The following is a 17,322-nucleotide window of genomic DNA, read 5'->3' as shown; positions in this document are numbered from 1 at the left end:
GGATCTTCGCTGAGTCCGTGTGCTTTGCAAGCGCAACGGGCACTCCGCCCCGGCGTTGCGCCCACACAGTACATTAAGCGGGCGATGTCGAGGGTCGTCGCACCCGCTCAAAGAGCGTGACTACTGGTGGACGCCTTCGGCCGCGCTCTGTTCGGCTTGGCCGGGCTCCCGCGCGACCGTGGTCGCATCCGGCGTGACGTATTGCGCCATCAGCGGATCGAGCTTCTTCTTGAACCGCAGCATCGCCACGTTGCTCATCGAGACGTCGGCGTACTTCTGCATCGCGTCCAGCGGAGGGGAGGGAGCATCCGGCGCATGGGTGAGCGCGGCCAGCTTCGGCGCGACCACTTGCGTGAGGGCGAAATAGGCGTCGTCGTGTACGCCGGCCTGTTCGAGCAATTTGCCTGGGAGCATCCAGGCGGCGAGATCGCCCTGCTTGGGCGCAGGGCCGTCGCCGTGCGCATCCACCAACACGTAGGGCACCGTCTGCGTGAACATGCTGCTGCCATTGACGAAGCCGAGCTTGTCGTAGGTCTCGGTAAGCGCCGGCAGATGATCGCCGTAGAACAGCAGGAGCGTCGGCCGCTCGCGCTGTTTCAGCAGTTCCGCGAGGCGTCCCAGCTCCGCGTCGGCGTGACGCATGTGATAGATGTAGTTGCGCAATTGTAGCTTCGCATCGTCGCTGATGCCGTCGGGCACGGGGATTGCGTCTCGCTCGCGCTGGTCCACGTTGCTCGTCTTGTCGTAGGGACCATGCGCTTCCATGCTGATAGCGAAGACGAAGCGCGGCGGCCCCGAATCCTTCAATTGGCTCATGATCTCGTCGGTCATGGCGCTGTCGGCCATGTATTCGCCGTCGCGGCGGAATCCTTTCGGGAAATCCGCCTGCGAGACGAAGCGGTCGAAGCCCAGCGAGCGGAACGCGGCGGTGCGGTTCCAGAACGACGGATCGTTGCCATGCACCGCGATGGTTTCGTAGCCGTGCGAACGCAACGTGCGGACCATGCTCGGCACGACGGTCGAATGCATCTGCAGATAGGGGAACTGCATCGTGGGGAAGTAGCGCAGCGAAAGCCCCGTCAGCACCTCGAACTCCGTGCGGATCGTGCCGCCGCCGAACGTGGGAACGTGCAGGTTGCCCGCGCTTGCGTGCTCGGCGAGGCGGTGCAGGTTGGGCGCAAGGTCCTCATGTTCGAGGCCGCGAATGACGCTCGGGTCGAAGAATGACTCGCTCTGAATCACGACGATGTCCGGCGCCTGGCGATCGTTCGATGCGGCATCGGCAAGATGCTGGCGCAGGTCGGCGCTGGTGTCCGCAAGAAAGCGCGACGCTTCGGCCGGATCGGCTTTCTGCTTGTTTCCCGCATCCTGCAGGCGGAACTGCATGATCGTGGTAACCACGCCGTTGTACTGCGCGTTACCCGCCGCGGACCACGGCTGCATGCCAAGGCGATTCTTGTCGTACATGTGGGACCACGCAGGCACGCCGGCCAGCAAGGTGCCGAGCAGCGCGACCAGCGTGACGCCCGTGACGACACGGCGATGCGTGTGGCGTGCGAACAGCGGTGGCTCGAGTCGCGCGATAAGAACGATCAGGCCCAGCGTGGCAAGGATCGCCAGGTAGGGAAGCGGGCTGCTGGGCAGGTAACCGCCAAGGAGATGCAGGCCACCGTTCTTCAGTTGCCCGACCATGCGGAAGTCCGCCGGCAGCAGGGGCGCGCCGAGGTTCTTCATCTTGATGGCGCTGACGGCAAGAACGGCGCCTTGCGCCATGAATGCGAGCCCGAACGACAGCCAGGCGCGGCGCGTCAGCACCAGGAGCAATGCCGCCAGCAGCAGGCCGGGAAACGCGTTGACGAACAGGTGCCACGGGCGATCCGCCCACTCCGCGCTCGACACGCCCGGATTCCCATCGAGAAAGCCCGTGTAGAGGACGAAGGCCACGGCCAGGCATAGCGGCAGCGTCACGCGCGCCGCAACATCGCGCCAAGTTTTTGAATCGTAAGCCATAACGTCCTCGTGTCACGCCCCTGTCTTGAAGGGGATGGGGACTGTAACGCAGCGGACATGAACCGGTTGTCAGGCGAATGGCGTTCGTTCATCGCATGGCTGCAACGCCGCCGCATCCATGACACGCCCGGGGGCGCGCGTTGCAACGCGGCTAAGGCACAATGCCCGCCTCATGAATGCCTCGCCGCCAACTCCGCGCGAAAGCTCCGACATCCGCGCACTCATCGATGCCCGTTACGCCGATGTGATGGCGGCCTGCCGCGCTGCCCGCATCCCGCTTCACGACGATGCAGGCGTGGAGGAGCGCATTCGTCGCACCTTGCTCGCGTCCGACTTTGCCCTCGAGGTGCTCCGCCGCCAACCGGGTCTGCTGGCGCCGGCCGGGCTCGAGCGCCTGCGCGCGAACGGCGATGCGTCGACCCGTGCGGCGACACTCGAGTTGCCGGCGGACGAGGAAGCCTGCATGGCGGTCCTGCGCCGCTTTCGGCACGCCGAAGCGCTGCGGATCGTCTTTCGCGACGTCAACGGCCTGGACGATATCGACGACACGCTGTCCTCCACGAGCGCACTCTACGAAGCGTTGCTCGAACTGGCGCTGCGCTGGTCCGAGTCGGCGATGCATGCGCGTTTCGGGCGACCGCGTGATCCGGCAGGCGTGGCGCAGCGCATGGTGGTGCTCGGCTTCGGCAAGCTCGGCGGCAACGAGCTGAATTTCTCGTCGGACATCGACCTCGTGCTTGCCTATGCCTCGGCAGGGCAGACCGACGGCGCCCGTCCGCTGGACAACAACGAGTATTTCATCCGCGAAGCGCGCCAACTGGTGCGTCTGCTGGCCGAGCCGACGGTCGACGGCATCTGCGCGCGCGTGGACCTGCGCCTGCGCCCGTTCGGGCAGGCCGGTCGGCTGGCCCTGCCGTTCGCGGCGATGGAGCAGTACTACCAGCGCGAAGGCCGCGACTGGGAGCGTTACGCGTGGATCAAGGCGCGCCCGGTGGCCGGTGATCGCGTGGCGGGCCGCGAGTTGCAGGACATGCTCCGTCCGTTCGTCTATCGCCGCTATCTCGACTACACCGCGTTCGCCGGGCTGCGCGAGATGAAGGCGCTGATCGACGCGGAGGTCGCTCGCAAGGATCTCGCCGGTAACTTGAAATTGGGGCCTGGTGGCATTCGCGAGATCGAGTTCGTGGTGCAGCTCACGCAGATGATCCGGGGTGGCCGGGATCCGGCGCTGCGCGTGCGTGGCCTGTTGCCTGCGTTGCAGGCCTGCGAGGCACGCGGGTATATCCCCGCCGCGAGAGCGAAGCTCCTGCGCAGTGCCTACATTTTTCTGCGCCGACTGGAGAATCGCGTGCAGATGCTGCGCGATGCGCAGACGCACGATATCCCGGACGATCCGCTGTGTCGCGAGCGCCTGGCGCTCGGGCTTGGCTACGACACCTGGGAGTCGCTGGCGGCGCAATTGACGACGCATCGCGACGCGGTATCGGCCGAGTTTGCGGCGGTCCTCGTGCCCGAGGCAGGCGGTACCGCCACGGCGCCGGCCGCCGATACCGCCCTGTGGCTGGCAGCGCGCGAAGAAACGCTGACGGCCGAGACGATGGAGGCTTCCGGTTTCGTACCCGGTGCCGATGTTGCCGACGAGCTGACAAAGCTTCCGCGCGCGGCAGCGGTACGGTCGATGTCGGCGCGCTCGTCCGAGCGTCTCGAACGGCTGATGCCGCAACTGATCCGTGCGGCTCGCGACAGCGTGGCTCCCGCGGCCAGTCTCTTGCGCCTGTTGCGTCTCGTGCAGGCGGTGGCGCGGCGGTCGTCGTACCTCGCACTGCTGGACGAGCAGCCCAACGCACGCCGTCGCGTCGCAAGTGTGTTCGCCGACAACGCCTTCCTGGCCGAACGGGTGATCGCACAGCCGCTGTTGCTTGACGACGTGCTCGACCCGCGCATCGATCAACTGCCGTTGAAACGCGCAGACATTTCCGCGGAAATTGCACGCACGCTGGGCGCGCTCGACGAGCGCGACCCGGAGCGCGAGTTGGAACGCATCAACGAATTCCGTTCCAGTATTGCCTTCCGGCTGGGCCTCGCCTTCAACGACGGGCGTGCCGACGCGCCTGCCACAGCGCGACGCCTGGCAGGCCTGGCCGAGGCGGTGATCGGCGCCATCCTCGCGCTGGCGACGCGTGAGTTGGCGGCCCAGCACGGGCGCCTGCCGGGTGAGGGGAGCGGCTTCGCCGTGCTTGGATACGGCAGCCTGGGTGGCGAGGAGCTGGGCTTCGCCTCGGACCTGGATCTTGTCTTCGTCTATGACGGCAAGCGCGCCAATGCGATGAGCGACGGGCCGCGCCCGGTGGACGGCACTCGGTGGTATCAGCGCCTCGCACAGCGGGTGATGCACTGGCTGGGCGTGCAGACGCATGCCGGCAAGCTGTACGACGTCGACACACGTCTGCGTCCGGACGGTTCGAAGGGGTTGCTGGTGGCCAGTGTCGACGCCTTCGAGGCCTACCAGCGCGACCGCGCGTGGACCTGGGAGCACCAGGCGTTGCTGCGCGCCCGCCCGGTGGCGGGTGATGCCCGGCTTGGCGGGTTGCTGGCGGGGATTCGGCGCGACATCCTCGGCACACCGCGCGACCCGGGGCGCGTGCGCGCCGAAGTCAGCGCCATGCGTGCGCGCTGGCGCGCCGAGCGCGACCGCTCCGATGCGGCCCGGCTCGACCTCAAGCAGGGCCCGGGCGCCTTGATCGACATCGAGTTCATCCTGCAGGGCATGGTGCTCGCGCACGCGTCCGCGCACCCGGCGATTCTCGATACGCCAGCGAGCAGCAGCCTGATCGACGTGCTCCGCGAGGTGGGCCTGTTCACCGAGGCGCAGGCCGATACCCTGCACGTCGCCCACGCGGACCTGCTGCAGATGGGGCTGGCCTGCACGCTCGACCTGCGTTCGCGCATCGCCACGCGTACCGAGGCGCTCGATGCCCTGTGCGCAGGGGTGCAGCAGGTCGCCGTCGATCTCGGCTTCAACTTTGCGGGTCGGGCCGACGGCGCGGCGCCCCTGGGTGTGGATGCCTGAGCGCGGCCTCGGCGTTATGCTGTGCGGCCGTCAAACGATCCGATACCGATGACCCGACCCTTGTTGCTGATCGACACCGACCCCGGCGTGGACGACGCGCTGGCTATCCTGATGGCGCACCAGCACGCCGACGTCGCGGCCCTGACCGTGGCTGCGGGCAACGTCGGGCTGGCGCACACGGTGCGCAACGCGCGCACCCTGGTCGATCTGCTCGGGGCCGCCACGCCGGTTCATCCGGGCTGCCCGAGCCCGCTGGTCCGCGCGCCCGACGAGGACGCGGCGTTCGTGCATGGTGCCGACGGATTCGGCGATGTCGGTTTCGCCGAGCCGGCGCATCCCGCAGAGGCGGAGCACGCTGCCCTGGCCCTGCTGCGGCTTACCCGCGAGCGTCCGGGTGAGTTGACGCTCGTGGCTCTGGGGCCGCTCACCAATCTCGCCCTGGCGGTTCGTCTCGACCCTACCTTCCCGTCCCGGGTGAAGCGCCTCGTGGTCATGGGCGGCGCGGTTACCGGCCATGGGAACACGGGCAAGGTTCCCGCGGAATTCAATATCGGCTTCGACCCGGAGGCGGCCCACGTCGTGTTCGAGGCGTTCCCGATGTTCGACCTCGTGGACTGGGAGGCGACCGTCCGCCACGCCTTCCCCGACGAGATCTACGACGGCTGGATCGCTTCCGGCGACGCCCGTGCGGTCTTCTTCGAGAAGATCTTCGGCACGGCGCGCCGTTTCAACGCCGAGCACGAGCGCACGGGTTTTATTGCCGCCGACGCGCTGGCCATGGCCGTGGCGCTCGATCCCTCGATCGTGATCCGCGATGAAGTCAGACACGTCGCCATCGAGCTGGACGGCCGCCTGACCCGGGGCGCCACCGTTGTCGACTGGCACCGCCGCCTTGGTGGAAAGGCGAACGCCCGCATCGTCCTTGACGTAGACGCGCAGCGCTTCGCCCAGCTCATCGCCGGCGCCCTGGGCGTCGGCTGAGCCGGTCGCAGGCCGGCCGGTTGCGGAGGCGCAGCCTGCCGGCTACAATGCCGCTCTTTTCACCCCGCTATTTCTCAGGTTCAAGCCATGAAAGAGAACATCCATCCGAAGTACCAGCCGGTGGTCTTCCAGGACCTGTCGTCCGATTTCGCGTTCCTGACGCGTTCGACGATGTCCAGCAAGGAAACCGTCAAGTGGGAAGACGGTAACGAATACCCGGTGATCAAGCTGGATATCTCCAGCCACTCGCACCCGTTCTATACGGGTAAGCAGAAGACGCTGGACGTCGGCGGTCGCGTCGACAAGTTCCGCCAGCGCTACGGCAAGAAGTAATCCGGCGAGTCCGCGCGCCGCCTGCGGGGTGGCGTTTCGCGAGGATCGAAGACACGGGGCAGGCCCATGGCTTGCCCCGTGTCTTTTTGCGTGCGCGATATCCACGATCCTCTAACGGACGTTCGAATGGTCGCTGTGCGATAATGGGGAACTTCGGTCGCAAGCAGTGGCCGGTACGCCACCTTCCCCAGGGTGGCGTTTTCCCAATATCGCTACGCCGTTCCCGTGCCGGAGCGGCGGGAACAAGAAGAGGAGCTCGCCGTGTCCGACGCCAAAACCGTCAAATTGGTCGATGAATCCAACAAGCCCGTGAGCGAACTGCCGGTCATCGGCGGCACGCTCGGCGCCGAGTGCGTCGACATCGGCACGCTGTACAAGGACACCGGCTACTTCACCTACGATCCGGGTTACGGCAGCACCGCCAGCACCAAGAGCGCCATCACCTATATCGACGGCGACAAGGGCGTGCTGCTCTATCGCGGCTACCCGATCGAACAGCTCGCCGAGAAGTCCACCTTCCTCGAAACCTCGTATCTGCTGCTCAACGGCGAACTGCCGAACAAGGACCAGTTCGCGAAGTTCGAGCACGACATCACGCATCACTCGATGATGCACGAGAACCTCAAGTTCTTCCTGCGCGGCTTCAATCACGACGCGCACCCGATGGCGATGCTCGCCGGTTCGATCGCTTCGCTGTCGGCCTTCTATCACGACAAGCTCGACGTCGATAACCCGGAAGACCGCAAGCTCGCCGCCATCCGCCTCATCGCGAAGATGCCGACGATTTCCGCTGCGATCTATCGTCATTCGATCGGCTGGCCGACGCGTTACCCGCGCAACAACCTCGAATACGTCACGCGCTTCCTGCACATGATGTTCGAGGTGCCGAGCGAGCCGCTCGAGCTGAATCCGGTCGTCGCCAAGGCGCTGGATCTGCTGTTCATCCTGCACGCCGATCACGAGCAGAACGCGTCAACGTCCACGGTGCGTCTGGTGGGTTCCACCGGTGCTAACCCGTACGCGTCCATCGCTGCCGGCATCACCGCGCTCTGGGGTCCGGCTCACGGCGGTGCCAACGAAGCCGTGCTCAAGCAGCTCGAGGAAATCGGGTCGGCCGACAAGGTCGAGACGGCGGTCAAGCGCGCGAAGGACAAGAACGATTCCTTCCGCCTGATGGGCTTCGGCCACCGCGTGTACAAGAACTTCGATCCGCGCGCCAAGATCATCCGCGAGATGTGCCACAAGGTGCTGAACGAGCTGGGCGTCAACGACCCGCTGCTCGACGTGGCGATGAAGCTGGAAGAAGCTGCACTGAAGGACGATTACTTCGTCGAGCGCAAGCTCTACCCGAACGTCGACTTCTACTCGGGCATCATCTACAAGGCCCTGGGTATCCCGACCGAAATGTTCACCGTGATGTTCGCCATCGCGCGTACCTCCGGCTGGATCTCGCATTGGATCGAGCAGCACGAAACCCCGGGATCGCGCATCGGCCGTCCGCGCCAGATCTACACTGGTGCCGACGTTCGCGACTACGTTCCTGGCGACAAGCGCTGAATAAGAAACCCCGCGAAAGCGGGGTTTTTTTTGGCTGACTGTTGAGCCGCCTCGGCCTCGGGCGGGCGTCAAGTCGACGCGTTGAACGCCTCGATGTCCTCTTCTGCCAGCAACTGCTGCACCATCGCTGCCGTGGCGCGCCGCATCGGTCGTTCGTCGACACGGTCGAGCGGTGCTTGGCGAAGGGCATCCATCGGCAGCACCGTGAGATCGAACGGGATGCCGTCAGCGCCGAACAGCAGCACGGGGTGTTCGCTTTGCTCGGAATGCGACCAGCGCAGTCGACGCGTCTGGGTTTCCAATGGGATGCCTTGTTCGCGCAGGAACAGGCCGGGGGCTTCGGGGTCGTCGCTGAACACGTGCAGGCACACGGCGGAGTGTTCGTCGGCCGTGCCTTCGAGCACCGCACCGACCAGGCGCGCATCGAAGCCGCGTAGGAAACGCATCGCCTCGACGGCTGCCTCGCGTCGGGCGCGCAAGGCCAGGGGTTGCGTGTCGGCGTGGAACAGACGCTGATGCTCGCGCAGGGCGTCCTCGATCTCGTTGTTGCGGGGCAGGGCTTGCGTATCGACGATGCCGAGTCGCTCGGCAGCCTTCAGCTTCGCGTGGTGGAAGTCACGGATGCCATGCTCGCTCATCAGGCGCGCCGCCTCCTGGGCGACGAGGACGCGGTTGCGCTGCGTCCGGTCCTGGGCATGGATCCTGTGGTGTTCGCCTCGTGCCATGACTCACCCCATGTATGTTCTTGAGTACGTGTGCCAGACGCCGCGCTGGCATGCGCGCGTCAGAAGATGTCGTAGGCGTGTTCCTGCTGGTCCTCCTGTTGTTTCTGCGCCGCCTGCTCGCGAAGACGATCGACGTCCTCGACCTTCATGATCTCGTTCATGCCGCCGGGCGAGGGCAGGCCTGAACTCGGATCGATCTGTACGGTGGCAATGCCAGGCGGCATCGCCAGGGTGTGCGAAGGCTTGTCCTTGAGGACGGCGCCCATGTAGTCCATCCAGATGGGGAGCGCGGCCTTGGCGCCGAACTCGCCGCGTCCCAGCGAGCTGAAGTCGTCGAAACCGACCCACACCGCAGTGGACACGTCGCCGTTGAAACCGACGAACCACGCGTCGCGGTGATCGTTGGTGGAGCCCGTCTTGCCAGCAAGGTCGTCGCGACCGAGCGCCCGTGCCGCAGCGCCCGTGCCGCGCTTTACGACGTCCTGCATCAGCGAGGTCACCAGATAATCGTTGCGCACGTCGATGACGTGAGGTGCAAGCTTCGGTGCTTCGGATGCACTGGCGTGCGCATCCGCCGGCAACACGGCCTCGCCGGTGCCGCTACCCGCAGCCGTGCCGGCGGTCGCGGGGCGAGCCGGGATGAGGGCGGTCGAAGGCTGCGTCGGCGGACCCGGCGGGGTCGGATTGAGCAGGCGCTCCTGACACTCGGCGCAGGCCCGCTCGGGGTTCGCGACATAGACAGGCTTGCCGTCGCGGTCGTCGATCCGAGCGATGAAGTAGGGCGTGACCAGATAGCCGCCGTTGGCGAACACGGCATAGCCGCGTGCCATGGCCATCGGAGATACCGACGCGGTACCGAGCGCGAGCGACAGGTTCTGCGGCAGCGCATCCGGGGTGAAGCCGAAGCGCGTCACGTAGTCGCGCGCGTAGCGCACGCCGATCGCGTCCAGCAGACGCACGGAGACCAGGTTCTTCGACTTCACCAACGCTTCGCGCAGGCGCATCGGACCGTCGAACTTGTTGTCGTCGTTGGCCGGCGTCCACATGCCGTCGGGGCGCGACGGATCGGGGAACGCCACCGGCGCATCGTTGACGATCGAGGCGGGGGTGAAGCCCCGGTCGAAGGCGGCCGAGTAAAGATACGGCTTGAAGCTGGAGCCCGGCTGGCGGGCGGCCATCACGGCGCGGTTGAACTTCGAGCGTACGAAGCTGAAGCCACCGACGAGCGCGCGCACGGCACCATCTTCGGGATCGAGGGCGACCAGTGCGGCCTGGACCGCCGGGATCTGCGTCAGACGCCATTCGAGTTTTGCCGGCTCGGCCTTCGCGTCCGGGGCGGGCTTACCTTCCTCGGCGGCGACTGCCTCGGCAACGTCGTCCTTGGCGGTGTGGATCAGACGAACGACATCGCCTCGCTTCAGCACGGCATCGACGCGAGTCGGCGCGGCGCCAGCGCGCCCTTCGTTGACATACGGTCTTGCCCAGGCAATGGACGCCAGGTCGAGCGTGACCGTCTCCTTGGGAGAGAGGTACACCTTGGCCTCCTTAGCGCCGGTCTCCGTGACGATGCCCGGCATCATGCCCGCGACGCTCGTGTAGCCGGCGAGAACGCGATCGTAGTCGTCGGGACCGGCCTGGGCGGGCAGCTCCTCGTGGCCCTCGGGGCCGCGATAGCCATGACGGCGATCGTAGGCGGACAGTCGGCCGCGTAGGGCCTCGTTCGCAGCGGCCTGGCTGTCGCTGGGCACGGTGGTATGCACCACGTAGCCTTCGGTCAACGCGTCGTTGCCGAGCTTCTCCAGTACCTGCTGGCGAACCATCTCGGCGAGGTACGGCGCATCGACTTCGATCTGCTGCTCATGCGGGAAAGCATCGTTGGGTTCCTTGATGGCCTCGTCGTATTCCGCCTTCGTGATGAAGCGGTTCGAGAGCATCTGGCCGAGGACCCAGTCACGGCGCGCGAGCAGGCGCTTCGGGTTGTTCAGCGGATTGACCACGGAGGGCAGCTGGAAGGTCGAGGCGAGCGCGGCGCTTTCCGCCACGGTGAGCTGATCCAGGGTCTTGCCGTAGTAGTACGACGCGGCGGCGGCGAGTCCGTATGAGCGATGGCCCAGGAACATCTTGTTGATGTACAGCTCGAGGATCTGGTCCTTGGTGAGCTCGTTCTCCATGCGCAGAGCGATGAACATCTCGGTCAGCTTGCGCGAGTAGAGCTTCTCGGGGCTGAGGAAGAAGTTGCGCGCGACCTGCTGGGTGATCGTCGAGCCACCCGGCCCCTTGTCGCCGCCGGACAGGATCACGTGGATGCCCGCGCGGGCGATGCCATGCCAGTCCACGCCCGGATGGCTGTAGAAGTCCGCGTCCTCGGCCGAAAGCACGGCATTCTTCAGCCGCGCCGGCACGTCCGCGATGCGGACGGGAATGCGTCGGGTCTCGCCGAACGAGGCGATCAGCCGCCCGTCGGAGCTGAGGACGCGCAGGGGAACCTGCATGTGGTAGTCACGCAAGACCGCCACGGAGGGCAGGCGCGGCGCCAAGAGCCAGTAGGCCACGCCCACGGCGCCGACCACGAAAAGGATGCCGGCCAGGGCGAGATACAGCGCGTAGCGCAGCAGACGCTTGAGGATTCGCATGGAGGGGGAGGGGTCACCGCCGTGAGTATTCGGGGGCGAGTATAGAGCCAAGCCGCACCCCGGGCGGGGAGGGGCTACGCTCGACCCGGTATGAACGCATTCCGCTAACCCGGTGACTCGATTTGTGAATTAGTGCCGGAACGGGCTCAAAGCGGCCGTTGCCAATCCGTTAAGTTTTAGATCTAATGCCATCGCGCCGACGAAACAATTCCGACAAAGGCGCCGGGAAGGGGGAATCTCGTGGGGCTCTTTACACCCAAAGCGGCGCCGTTGATCGGCGTCGATATCAGCTCGACCGCGGTAAAGCTGCTTCAACTCAGCCAAGCCGGCGGCCGTTATCGCGTGGAACACTACGCGGTAGAGCCGTTGCCGCCCAATGCGGTCGTCGAAAAGAACATCGTCGAGGTCGAGGCCGTGGGTGAAGCCATCCGGCGCGCCCTCACGCGCTCCGGCGCCAAGGTGAAGCATGCGGCGGCGGCGGTAGCCGGCTCCGCGGTGATCACCCGGGTCATCCCCATGTCGGCCGATCTCTCCGAGGACGACCTCGAGGGACAGATCCAGGTCGAAGCGAACCAGTACATCCCTTACCCGATCGAGGAAGTGAGCCTCGATTTCGAGGTTCTGGGCCCGGTTCGCGACAACCCCGAAATGAACAACGTGCTCCTGGCCGCCTCGCGGACGGAGAACGTGGACATGCGCATCGCCGCGCTCGACCTGGGTGGCCTGACCGCCCGGGTCATCGATGTCGAGGCGTTCGCCATGGAAAACGCCTTCGGCATGGTGGCCGACCAGTTGGCGGTTTCCCGTGACGCGCTCGTCGCGGTCGTCGACATCGGCGCCACCATGACCACCCTGGCGGTGCTGAAGAACCAGCGCACCATCTATTCCCGCGAACAGGTCTTCGGCGGCAAGCAGCTCACCGACGAGATCATGCGCCGCTACGGACTTTCGTACGAGGAAGCGGGTCGGGCCAAGCGCAAGGGCGGCCTGCCGGAGTCCTACGAGATGGAGGCGCTCGAGCCGTTCAAGGAATCGCTGGTCCAGCAGGTCAGCCGCCTGCTCCAGTTCTTCTTTGCCGGCAGCGAATACAGCCGCGTCGACCAGGTGGTGCTGGCCGGCGGCTGCGCTGCCATCGAGGGCATCACCGAACTGCTCGAGCAGCAGCTCGGCGTGCCGTGCGTGGTCGCCAATCCGCTGGCGCGCATGGCGCTGTCCAGCCGCGTGCAGGCGCAGACCCTCGCTCAGGACGCGCCCGCCCTGATGATTGCCGTCGGCCTGGCCATGAGGAGCTTCGACTGATGGCACGCATCAACCTGCTTCCCTGGCGCGCCGAGCGCCGCAAACAACGGGAAAGGGAGTTCTACATCCAGCTTGGCATGGCCTTCGGCGCCGGCCTGGTCGTGCTGATCGGCTGGTCGCTGTGGATGGATGCCCGGATCGACAACCAGGCCGAGCGGAACACGTACCTGCAAGGCGAGATCAAGCAGCTCGACGACCGTATCGCCAAGATCAAGGATCTGGAAAAGGTCCGCGCCGACCTGCTCCAGCGCAAGCAGATCATCGAGCAGCTGCAGGCCAACCGCTCGCAGATGGTCCACCTGTTCGACGAACTGGTGAAGACGATTCCGGCCAGCGCGCGGCTTTCCGCCATGAAGCAGTCCGCCGACTCCATGTCGCTGGACGGCGTCTCGCAGTCGAACTCCAGCGTCGCCGAGTACATGCGCAACATCGAGGCGTCGCCCTGGATGGGGCATGTCGACCTGCGCAAGACCGAGAATACCCACGACGCTTCGCGCATGCCGTACACCTTCGGTCTCGACGTCCGGCTGAACCGGCCCGGCGACGCCGACGCGGCTCCGGCCGGCGCCGCGACCAGCGCTGCGCCCGCTGCCCCGGCGGCGGTACCGGCCCCGCTGGCGCGCGCCGCGCAGGCCGTCGCTGGCTCGCCGACACCCGCCGCTCCCGGCACCGCCGCGACGAAGCCTGTCGCCGCCACACCGGCCACGCCGCCGGCGGCTCCCGCACCGACAGGAGCCAAGCCATGAAATTTTTTGACGATCTGCGCAATCTCGATCGCCACAACGTTGGCGGCTGGCCGAAGTCGATAAAGGTGTTCTTCACCGTCCTCGTTTTCCTGGTGGTACTGCTGGTGGGCTGGTACTTCCAGATCAGCAGCCAGCAGGACGATCTGGCCACGGCCGAGGGCCAGGAAGAACAGCTCAAGTCCGAGTTCTCCCAGAAGCAGGCGAAGTCCGCCAATCTCGAAGCGCTGGAGCAGCAGCTCGCCGACATGCAGGACATGCTGCGCACCCTTCTGCGCCAGCTGCCCAGCAAGACCGAGATGCCGGAGCTCCTCATCGACATCTCGCAGACGGCGCTGGCCGCCGGCATCGAGAACGAGCTGTTCCAGCCGGGCCCGGAAACGCCGAAGGACTTCTACGCCGAGAAGCCGATCACGCTGCGCATGGTGGGTACGTACCACCAGTTCGGCACCTTCATCAGCGGCGTGGCCTCGCTCCCGCGCGTCGTTATCTTGACGCTGCACGACGTCTCGCTCAGCCCGAAGGATGCAAAGGACGGCAAATCCGGCTCCGGCCTGCTGGTCCTCCAGGGCACCGTGAAGACCTATCGCTACCTCGAAGACGACGAGACGAAACCCACGCCCGCAGCGAAGGGAGCCAAGCGATGACGCGCGCCATGTCCATCCTTCGCCCCTTGTCCATCGGTCTGCTCGGCGCCCTGGCCCTGGCCGGGTGCACGCGCGGCACGTCCGACCTGCGCGAGTGGGTCGATGCCGAGAAACACAAGAAGGGCGAGCCCATCCCGCCGTTGCCGGTGATTCGCACCTTCGAGACCTTCGCCTATCAGGATCAGGGCGCACGCGATCCGTTCAGCCCGAGCACGGCCGAAATGGATACCAGCGCCACGAGCGGCCCCCGGCCGGACGAAAATCGTCCGAAGGAGCCCCTGGAGATGTTCTCGCTGGACAGCCTGAAGATGGTTGGCACGGTTGGTGCTGGTGCCAGCCTGGAGGCGCTCGTCAAGGATCCCGGTGGGGTGATCCATCGCGTCCATCGGAATGAGTACATGGGGCAGGCCTACGGCCGTATCACCGCCGTCGGGGAGGATCGCATCGATCTGGTCGAGCTGGTGCCGAACGGCAGCGGCGGCTGGATGGAGCGTCCGGCAAGTATTTCGGTCGGTGAAAAATAAGAACTCGGGGATGACGCACATGACGACCAAATCCACTCATCTGCCGGGTAGCGCGCGCTCTTGGTCGCGCCGCTGGATCCTCGGCACCGCGCTGGCCTTTGCCGGCGCCTTCGCCGGCACGGCGTCGGCCGCCAACGCGCTGCAGAATGTCAGCTATGACGCGCAGCCCGGCGGGCGGGTCGAGCTGAAGCTCGCCTTCTCGGAGCGGGCGCCGGACCCGAAGGTCTTCACGACCAGCAATCCGCCGCGCATCGCGATCGATCTGGCGGATACGACGAACGCCTACAGCACCCGCCACATCGAGATCGGCAAGGGCGCCACCTCGGGTGTGTCGGTGGTGTCTGCCGGCGGCCGTACCCGGGTCACGGTCGAACTGTTCCGCGACTCGGCTTATAAGACGCGCGTCGACGGCAAGAACCTCATCGTTACCGTGAATAACGGACCGAGCGGCGCCACGACCACCACGGCGATCGTCTCCGATCCCACGAAGGCCTTGCCGTCGAGCGCCGGCACGCCGCTGTCCAACATCGACTTCCGCCGTGGGCAGAACGGCGAAGGCCGCGTCATGGTCACGCTGGGCAGCAGTGCATCCACCCCCGAAATGCATCGCGAAGGCGATCGCGTCGTGGTGAGCCTGCCGGGTGCCACCCTGCCGCCGAAGCTCAGCCAGCGCCTGGACGTGCTCGACTTCGCTACGCCGGTGCAGTCGATCGAGCCCAGCTCGCGTCCGGGCGGCGCTCGCCTCGACATCCGCACCAAGGGCGAGGTCGAAGTATCGGCCTACCAGAACGGTACCGAGTACGCCGTCGAGGTCGCCCCGAAGAAGGCCTCGGCACCGACCGGCAAGGCCGCGAAGGGTCAAGAACCGACGTATTCCGGTTCGCGCCTGACCTTCAATTTCCAGGACATCCCGGTTCGTTCGGCGCTGCAACTCATCGCAGACGAGGCGAAGCTCAATCTCGTCGCTTCCGACAGCGTCGGTGGCAGCGTCACGCTGCGCCTCGTCAATACGCCGTGGGATCAGGCGCTCGACGTGATCCTGCGCGCCAAGGGCCTCGACAAGCGCCGCAGTGGCAACGTCATCTGGATCGCACCGCAGACCGAACTGGCGAACTACGAGCAGAGCCTCGCCGATGCCCGCCAGAAGGCTGAGGATTCCGCGGAGCTGATTTCCGACTACATCCCGATCAGCTACGGCAAGGCTGAAGATATCGCCAAGCTGCTGACCTCGGGCAGCATGCAGGGTGGCGGCGGTTCGGGCGGCAGCACGTCGCGTGGCTTCCTTTCGCCGCGCGGTAGCGTTTCGTTCGACGACCGCACCAACACGCTGCTCATCAACGACACGCCGGACAAGATCCGCGATCTGCGCGATCTGATCGCCACGCTCGACCGGCCGGTACAGCAGGTGCTGATCGAATCGCGCATCGTGGTGGCCACCGACCAGTTCAGCCGTGACCTCGGCGTGCGCTGGGGTGTCCAGGGCTTCAACCACAACAACGCCAACCAGATCATCGGTACGTCGCCCGACCTCACCAGCGGTGGCAACGGCACGACCGCAGGCGGCACGGGTGGCCTGGTTACCAGCGTCCGCAACAGCGACGTCAACTACGCCAATTCGTACAACCAGTGGCTCGCCAACAACCGTACCGGCGACCTGCCGACGCGCCAGCCTTACACCTTGCCGGGCGGCTACAACGTCAACCTGCCTGTGTCGAACCCGGCCGGTAGCATCGGTCTGGCGATCCTCGGTGCGAACTACCTGGTCGACCTCGAACTCTCGGCAGCGCAGACGGAAGGTCGCAGCGAAGTGGTCTCCAGCCCGCGCGTCATCACCGCGAACCAGCAGGAAGCGGTGATCAAGCAGGGTACGCAGATCGGCTACGTGACCTACCAGGCGTCCAGTTCGGGCGGTGGTGCGCAGAATGCGACGGTGCAGTTCAAGGACGCCGTGCTCGAACTGCGCGTCACGCCGACGATCACTGCCGACAGCCGTGTGTATCTCAAGATCAACGTAAAGAAGGACGCCCTCGCGCAGTTGGTGCCGAGCCCGGGTGGTGGTGCGGTACCGCAGATCGATACGCGCGAGATCAACACGTCCGTGCTCGTCGACAACGGACAGACCGTCGTCCTCGGCGGTATCTATGAGATCACCAAGAACAACACGGTGGACAAGGTGCCGGGCCTCGGCGACATTCCCGGCCTGGGCGTGTTGTTCCGCCGTACCAGCCGCGGCAATGACAAGGCCGAGCTGCTGATCTTCGTGACGCCGCGCATCCTGAGCGAAACCTTGCAGTAAGTCGCTGCGAGGATTCGCCCTACGCAAAGGCCCGCCATCGTGCGGGCCTTTGTTTTTTGCGACGACTACAACGAAATGCGTATTCGACGCGCGAGACCGGGGGTATAGCATCGCGATGGTATAGGGATTCGAGACCGGGAAGGCACCCGGTGGTGTTCGTTGCGCAGGGAGCGCGCCATGAAGCGGTTGGTTGGTTTTTCCTTCGTCATTTTGCTGTCTGCCTGCGCCGTCCCCGTATCGACGGAACGGTCCGTTATCGTTCCTTACGACGATGCGCCCCAGGTCACCGCGAGTCAGCCACGGCCAACGGGAAAGCGGGGTGTCGAAGCGGCCGCGGAACTCGCGCGCTGGTACAACGACAAGGTGACTGACTGCGGCAATCCCGGTCTGGCGGCGGCTCTGTGCAGTGGCGTCATGTTGCGAGCGACGGAGAACAATCCCGCGTTCCTACCCTGGGATCCAAGTAATGCCTCCATCATCTCCGGTGGCGTCTCGTTCTCCTGG

The 17,322-nt window shown here is 65.8% G+C and carries 12 protein-coding genes; 9 read left to right on the top strand and 3 right to left on the bottom strand.

Going from position 1 to position 17,322, the window contains the following annotated elements; translation table 11 throughout:
- Window positions 1–120: 120 nt before the first annotated feature.
- Window positions 121–2,010, bottom strand: coding sequence for an LTA synthase family protein (locus BT115_RS16590; RefSeq protein ID WP_072323756.1), 1,890 nt, complete (start codon window positions 2,008–2,010; stop codon window positions 121–123).
- Between the two features lie 172 nt (window positions 2,011–2,182).
- Here BT115_RS16590 and glnE point away from each other — a divergent pair, with 172 nt between their 5' ends.
- The 4 genes from glnE (at window position 2,183) to BT115_RS16570 (ending at window position 7,951) form a co-directional block, all read left to right on the top strand.
- The gene (glnE, locus tag BT115_RS16585; RefSeq protein WP_072323755.1) at window positions 2,183–5,080 is read left to right on the top strand and encodes a bifunctional [glutamate--ammonia ligase]-adenylyl-L-tyrosine phosphorylase/[glutamate--ammonia-ligase] adenylyltransferase; all 2,898 of its coding nucleotides are present in this window, start codon (window positions 2,183–2,185) and stop codon (window positions 5,078–5,080) included.
- 48 nt (window positions 5,081–5,128) lie between these two features.
- Complete coding sequence (locus BT115_RS16580; protein ID WP_072323754.1) at window positions 5,129–6,061, top strand: nucleoside hydrolase; 933 nt, start codon at window positions 5,129–5,131, stop codon at window positions 6,059–6,061.
- An 87-nt stretch (window positions 6,062–6,148) separates the two neighbouring features.
- A complete protein-coding gene (locus BT115_RS16575) occupies window positions 6,149–6,394 on the top strand; it encodes a type B 50S ribosomal protein L31 (protein WP_072323753.1) in 246 nt (81 codons plus the stop codon).
- 261 nt (window positions 6,395–6,655) lie between these two features.
- Window positions 6,656–7,951, top strand: coding sequence for a citrate synthase (locus BT115_RS16570; RefSeq protein WP_072323752.1), 1,296 nt, complete (start codon window positions 6,656–6,658; stop codon window positions 7,949–7,951).
- Window positions 7,952–8,019: 68 nt separating this feature from the next.
- On the opposite strand, the gene BT115_RS16565 is transcribed toward BT115_RS16570, so the two are convergent.
- Window positions 8,020–8,676, bottom strand: a complete 657-nt coding sequence (locus BT115_RS16565) for a hypothetical protein (RefSeq protein ID WP_072323751.1) — start codon at window positions 8,674–8,676, stop codon at window positions 8,020–8,022.
- Between the two features lie 59 nt (window positions 8,677–8,735).
- Window positions 8,736–11,309: a penicillin-binding protein 1A gene (locus tag BT115_RS16560; RefSeq protein ID WP_072323750.1), complete on the bottom strand. Its 2,574-nt coding sequence runs from the start codon at window positions 11,307–11,309 to the stop codon at window positions 8,736–8,738.
- 240 nt (window positions 11,310–11,549) lie between these two features.
- Here BT115_RS16560 and BT115_RS16555 point away from each other — a divergent pair, with 240 nt between their 5' ends.
- Genes BT115_RS16555 through BT115_RS16535 form a run of 5 tightly spaced genes read left to right on the top strand, consistent with a single transcriptional unit; the run spans window position 11,550 to window position 16,818 of the window.
- Window positions 11,550–12,608 (top strand): pilus assembly protein PilM, encoded by a 1,059-nt coding sequence (locus BT115_RS16555; protein WP_072323749.1) that lies wholly within the window; start codon window positions 11,550–11,552, stop codon window positions 12,606–12,608.
- A complete protein-coding gene (locus tag BT115_RS16550; RefSeq protein ID WP_072323748.1) occupies window positions 12,608–13,354 on the top strand; it encodes a PilN domain-containing protein in 747 nt (248 codons plus the stop codon). Before BT115_RS16555 ends, BT115_RS16550 begins: the two co-directional genes overlap by 1 nt.
- Window positions 13,351–13,998, top strand: coding sequence for a type 4a pilus biogenesis protein PilO (locus BT115_RS16545; protein WP_072323747.1), 648 nt, complete (start codon window positions 13,351–13,353; stop codon window positions 13,996–13,998). Before BT115_RS16550 ends, BT115_RS16545 begins: the two co-directional genes overlap by 4 nt.
- A gap of 8 nt (window positions 13,999–14,006) precedes the next feature.
- On the top strand, window positions 14,007–14,522 hold the full coding sequence (locus BT115_RS16540; protein WP_250338863.1) for a pilus assembly protein PilP: 516 nt from the start codon (window positions 14,007–14,009) through the stop codon (window positions 14,520–14,522).
- Window positions 14,523–14,541: 19 nt separating this feature from the next.
- Window positions 14,542–16,818: a type IV pilus secretin PilQ gene (locus BT115_RS16535; RefSeq protein ID WP_072324014.1), complete on the top strand. Its 2,277-nt coding sequence runs from the start codon at window positions 14,542–14,544 to the stop codon at window positions 16,816–16,818.
- Window positions 16,819–17,322 lie beyond the last annotated feature (504 nt).

The sequence above is a fragment of the Luteibacter sp. UNCMF366Tsu5.1 genome (assembly GCF_900119235.1).
GTDB classification, from domain to species: Bacteria; Pseudomonadota; Gammaproteobacteria; order Xanthomonadales; family Rhodanobacteraceae; genus Luteibacter; species Luteibacter flocculans.
This window is presented reverse-complemented; position numbering and strand designations above follow the sequence as displayed.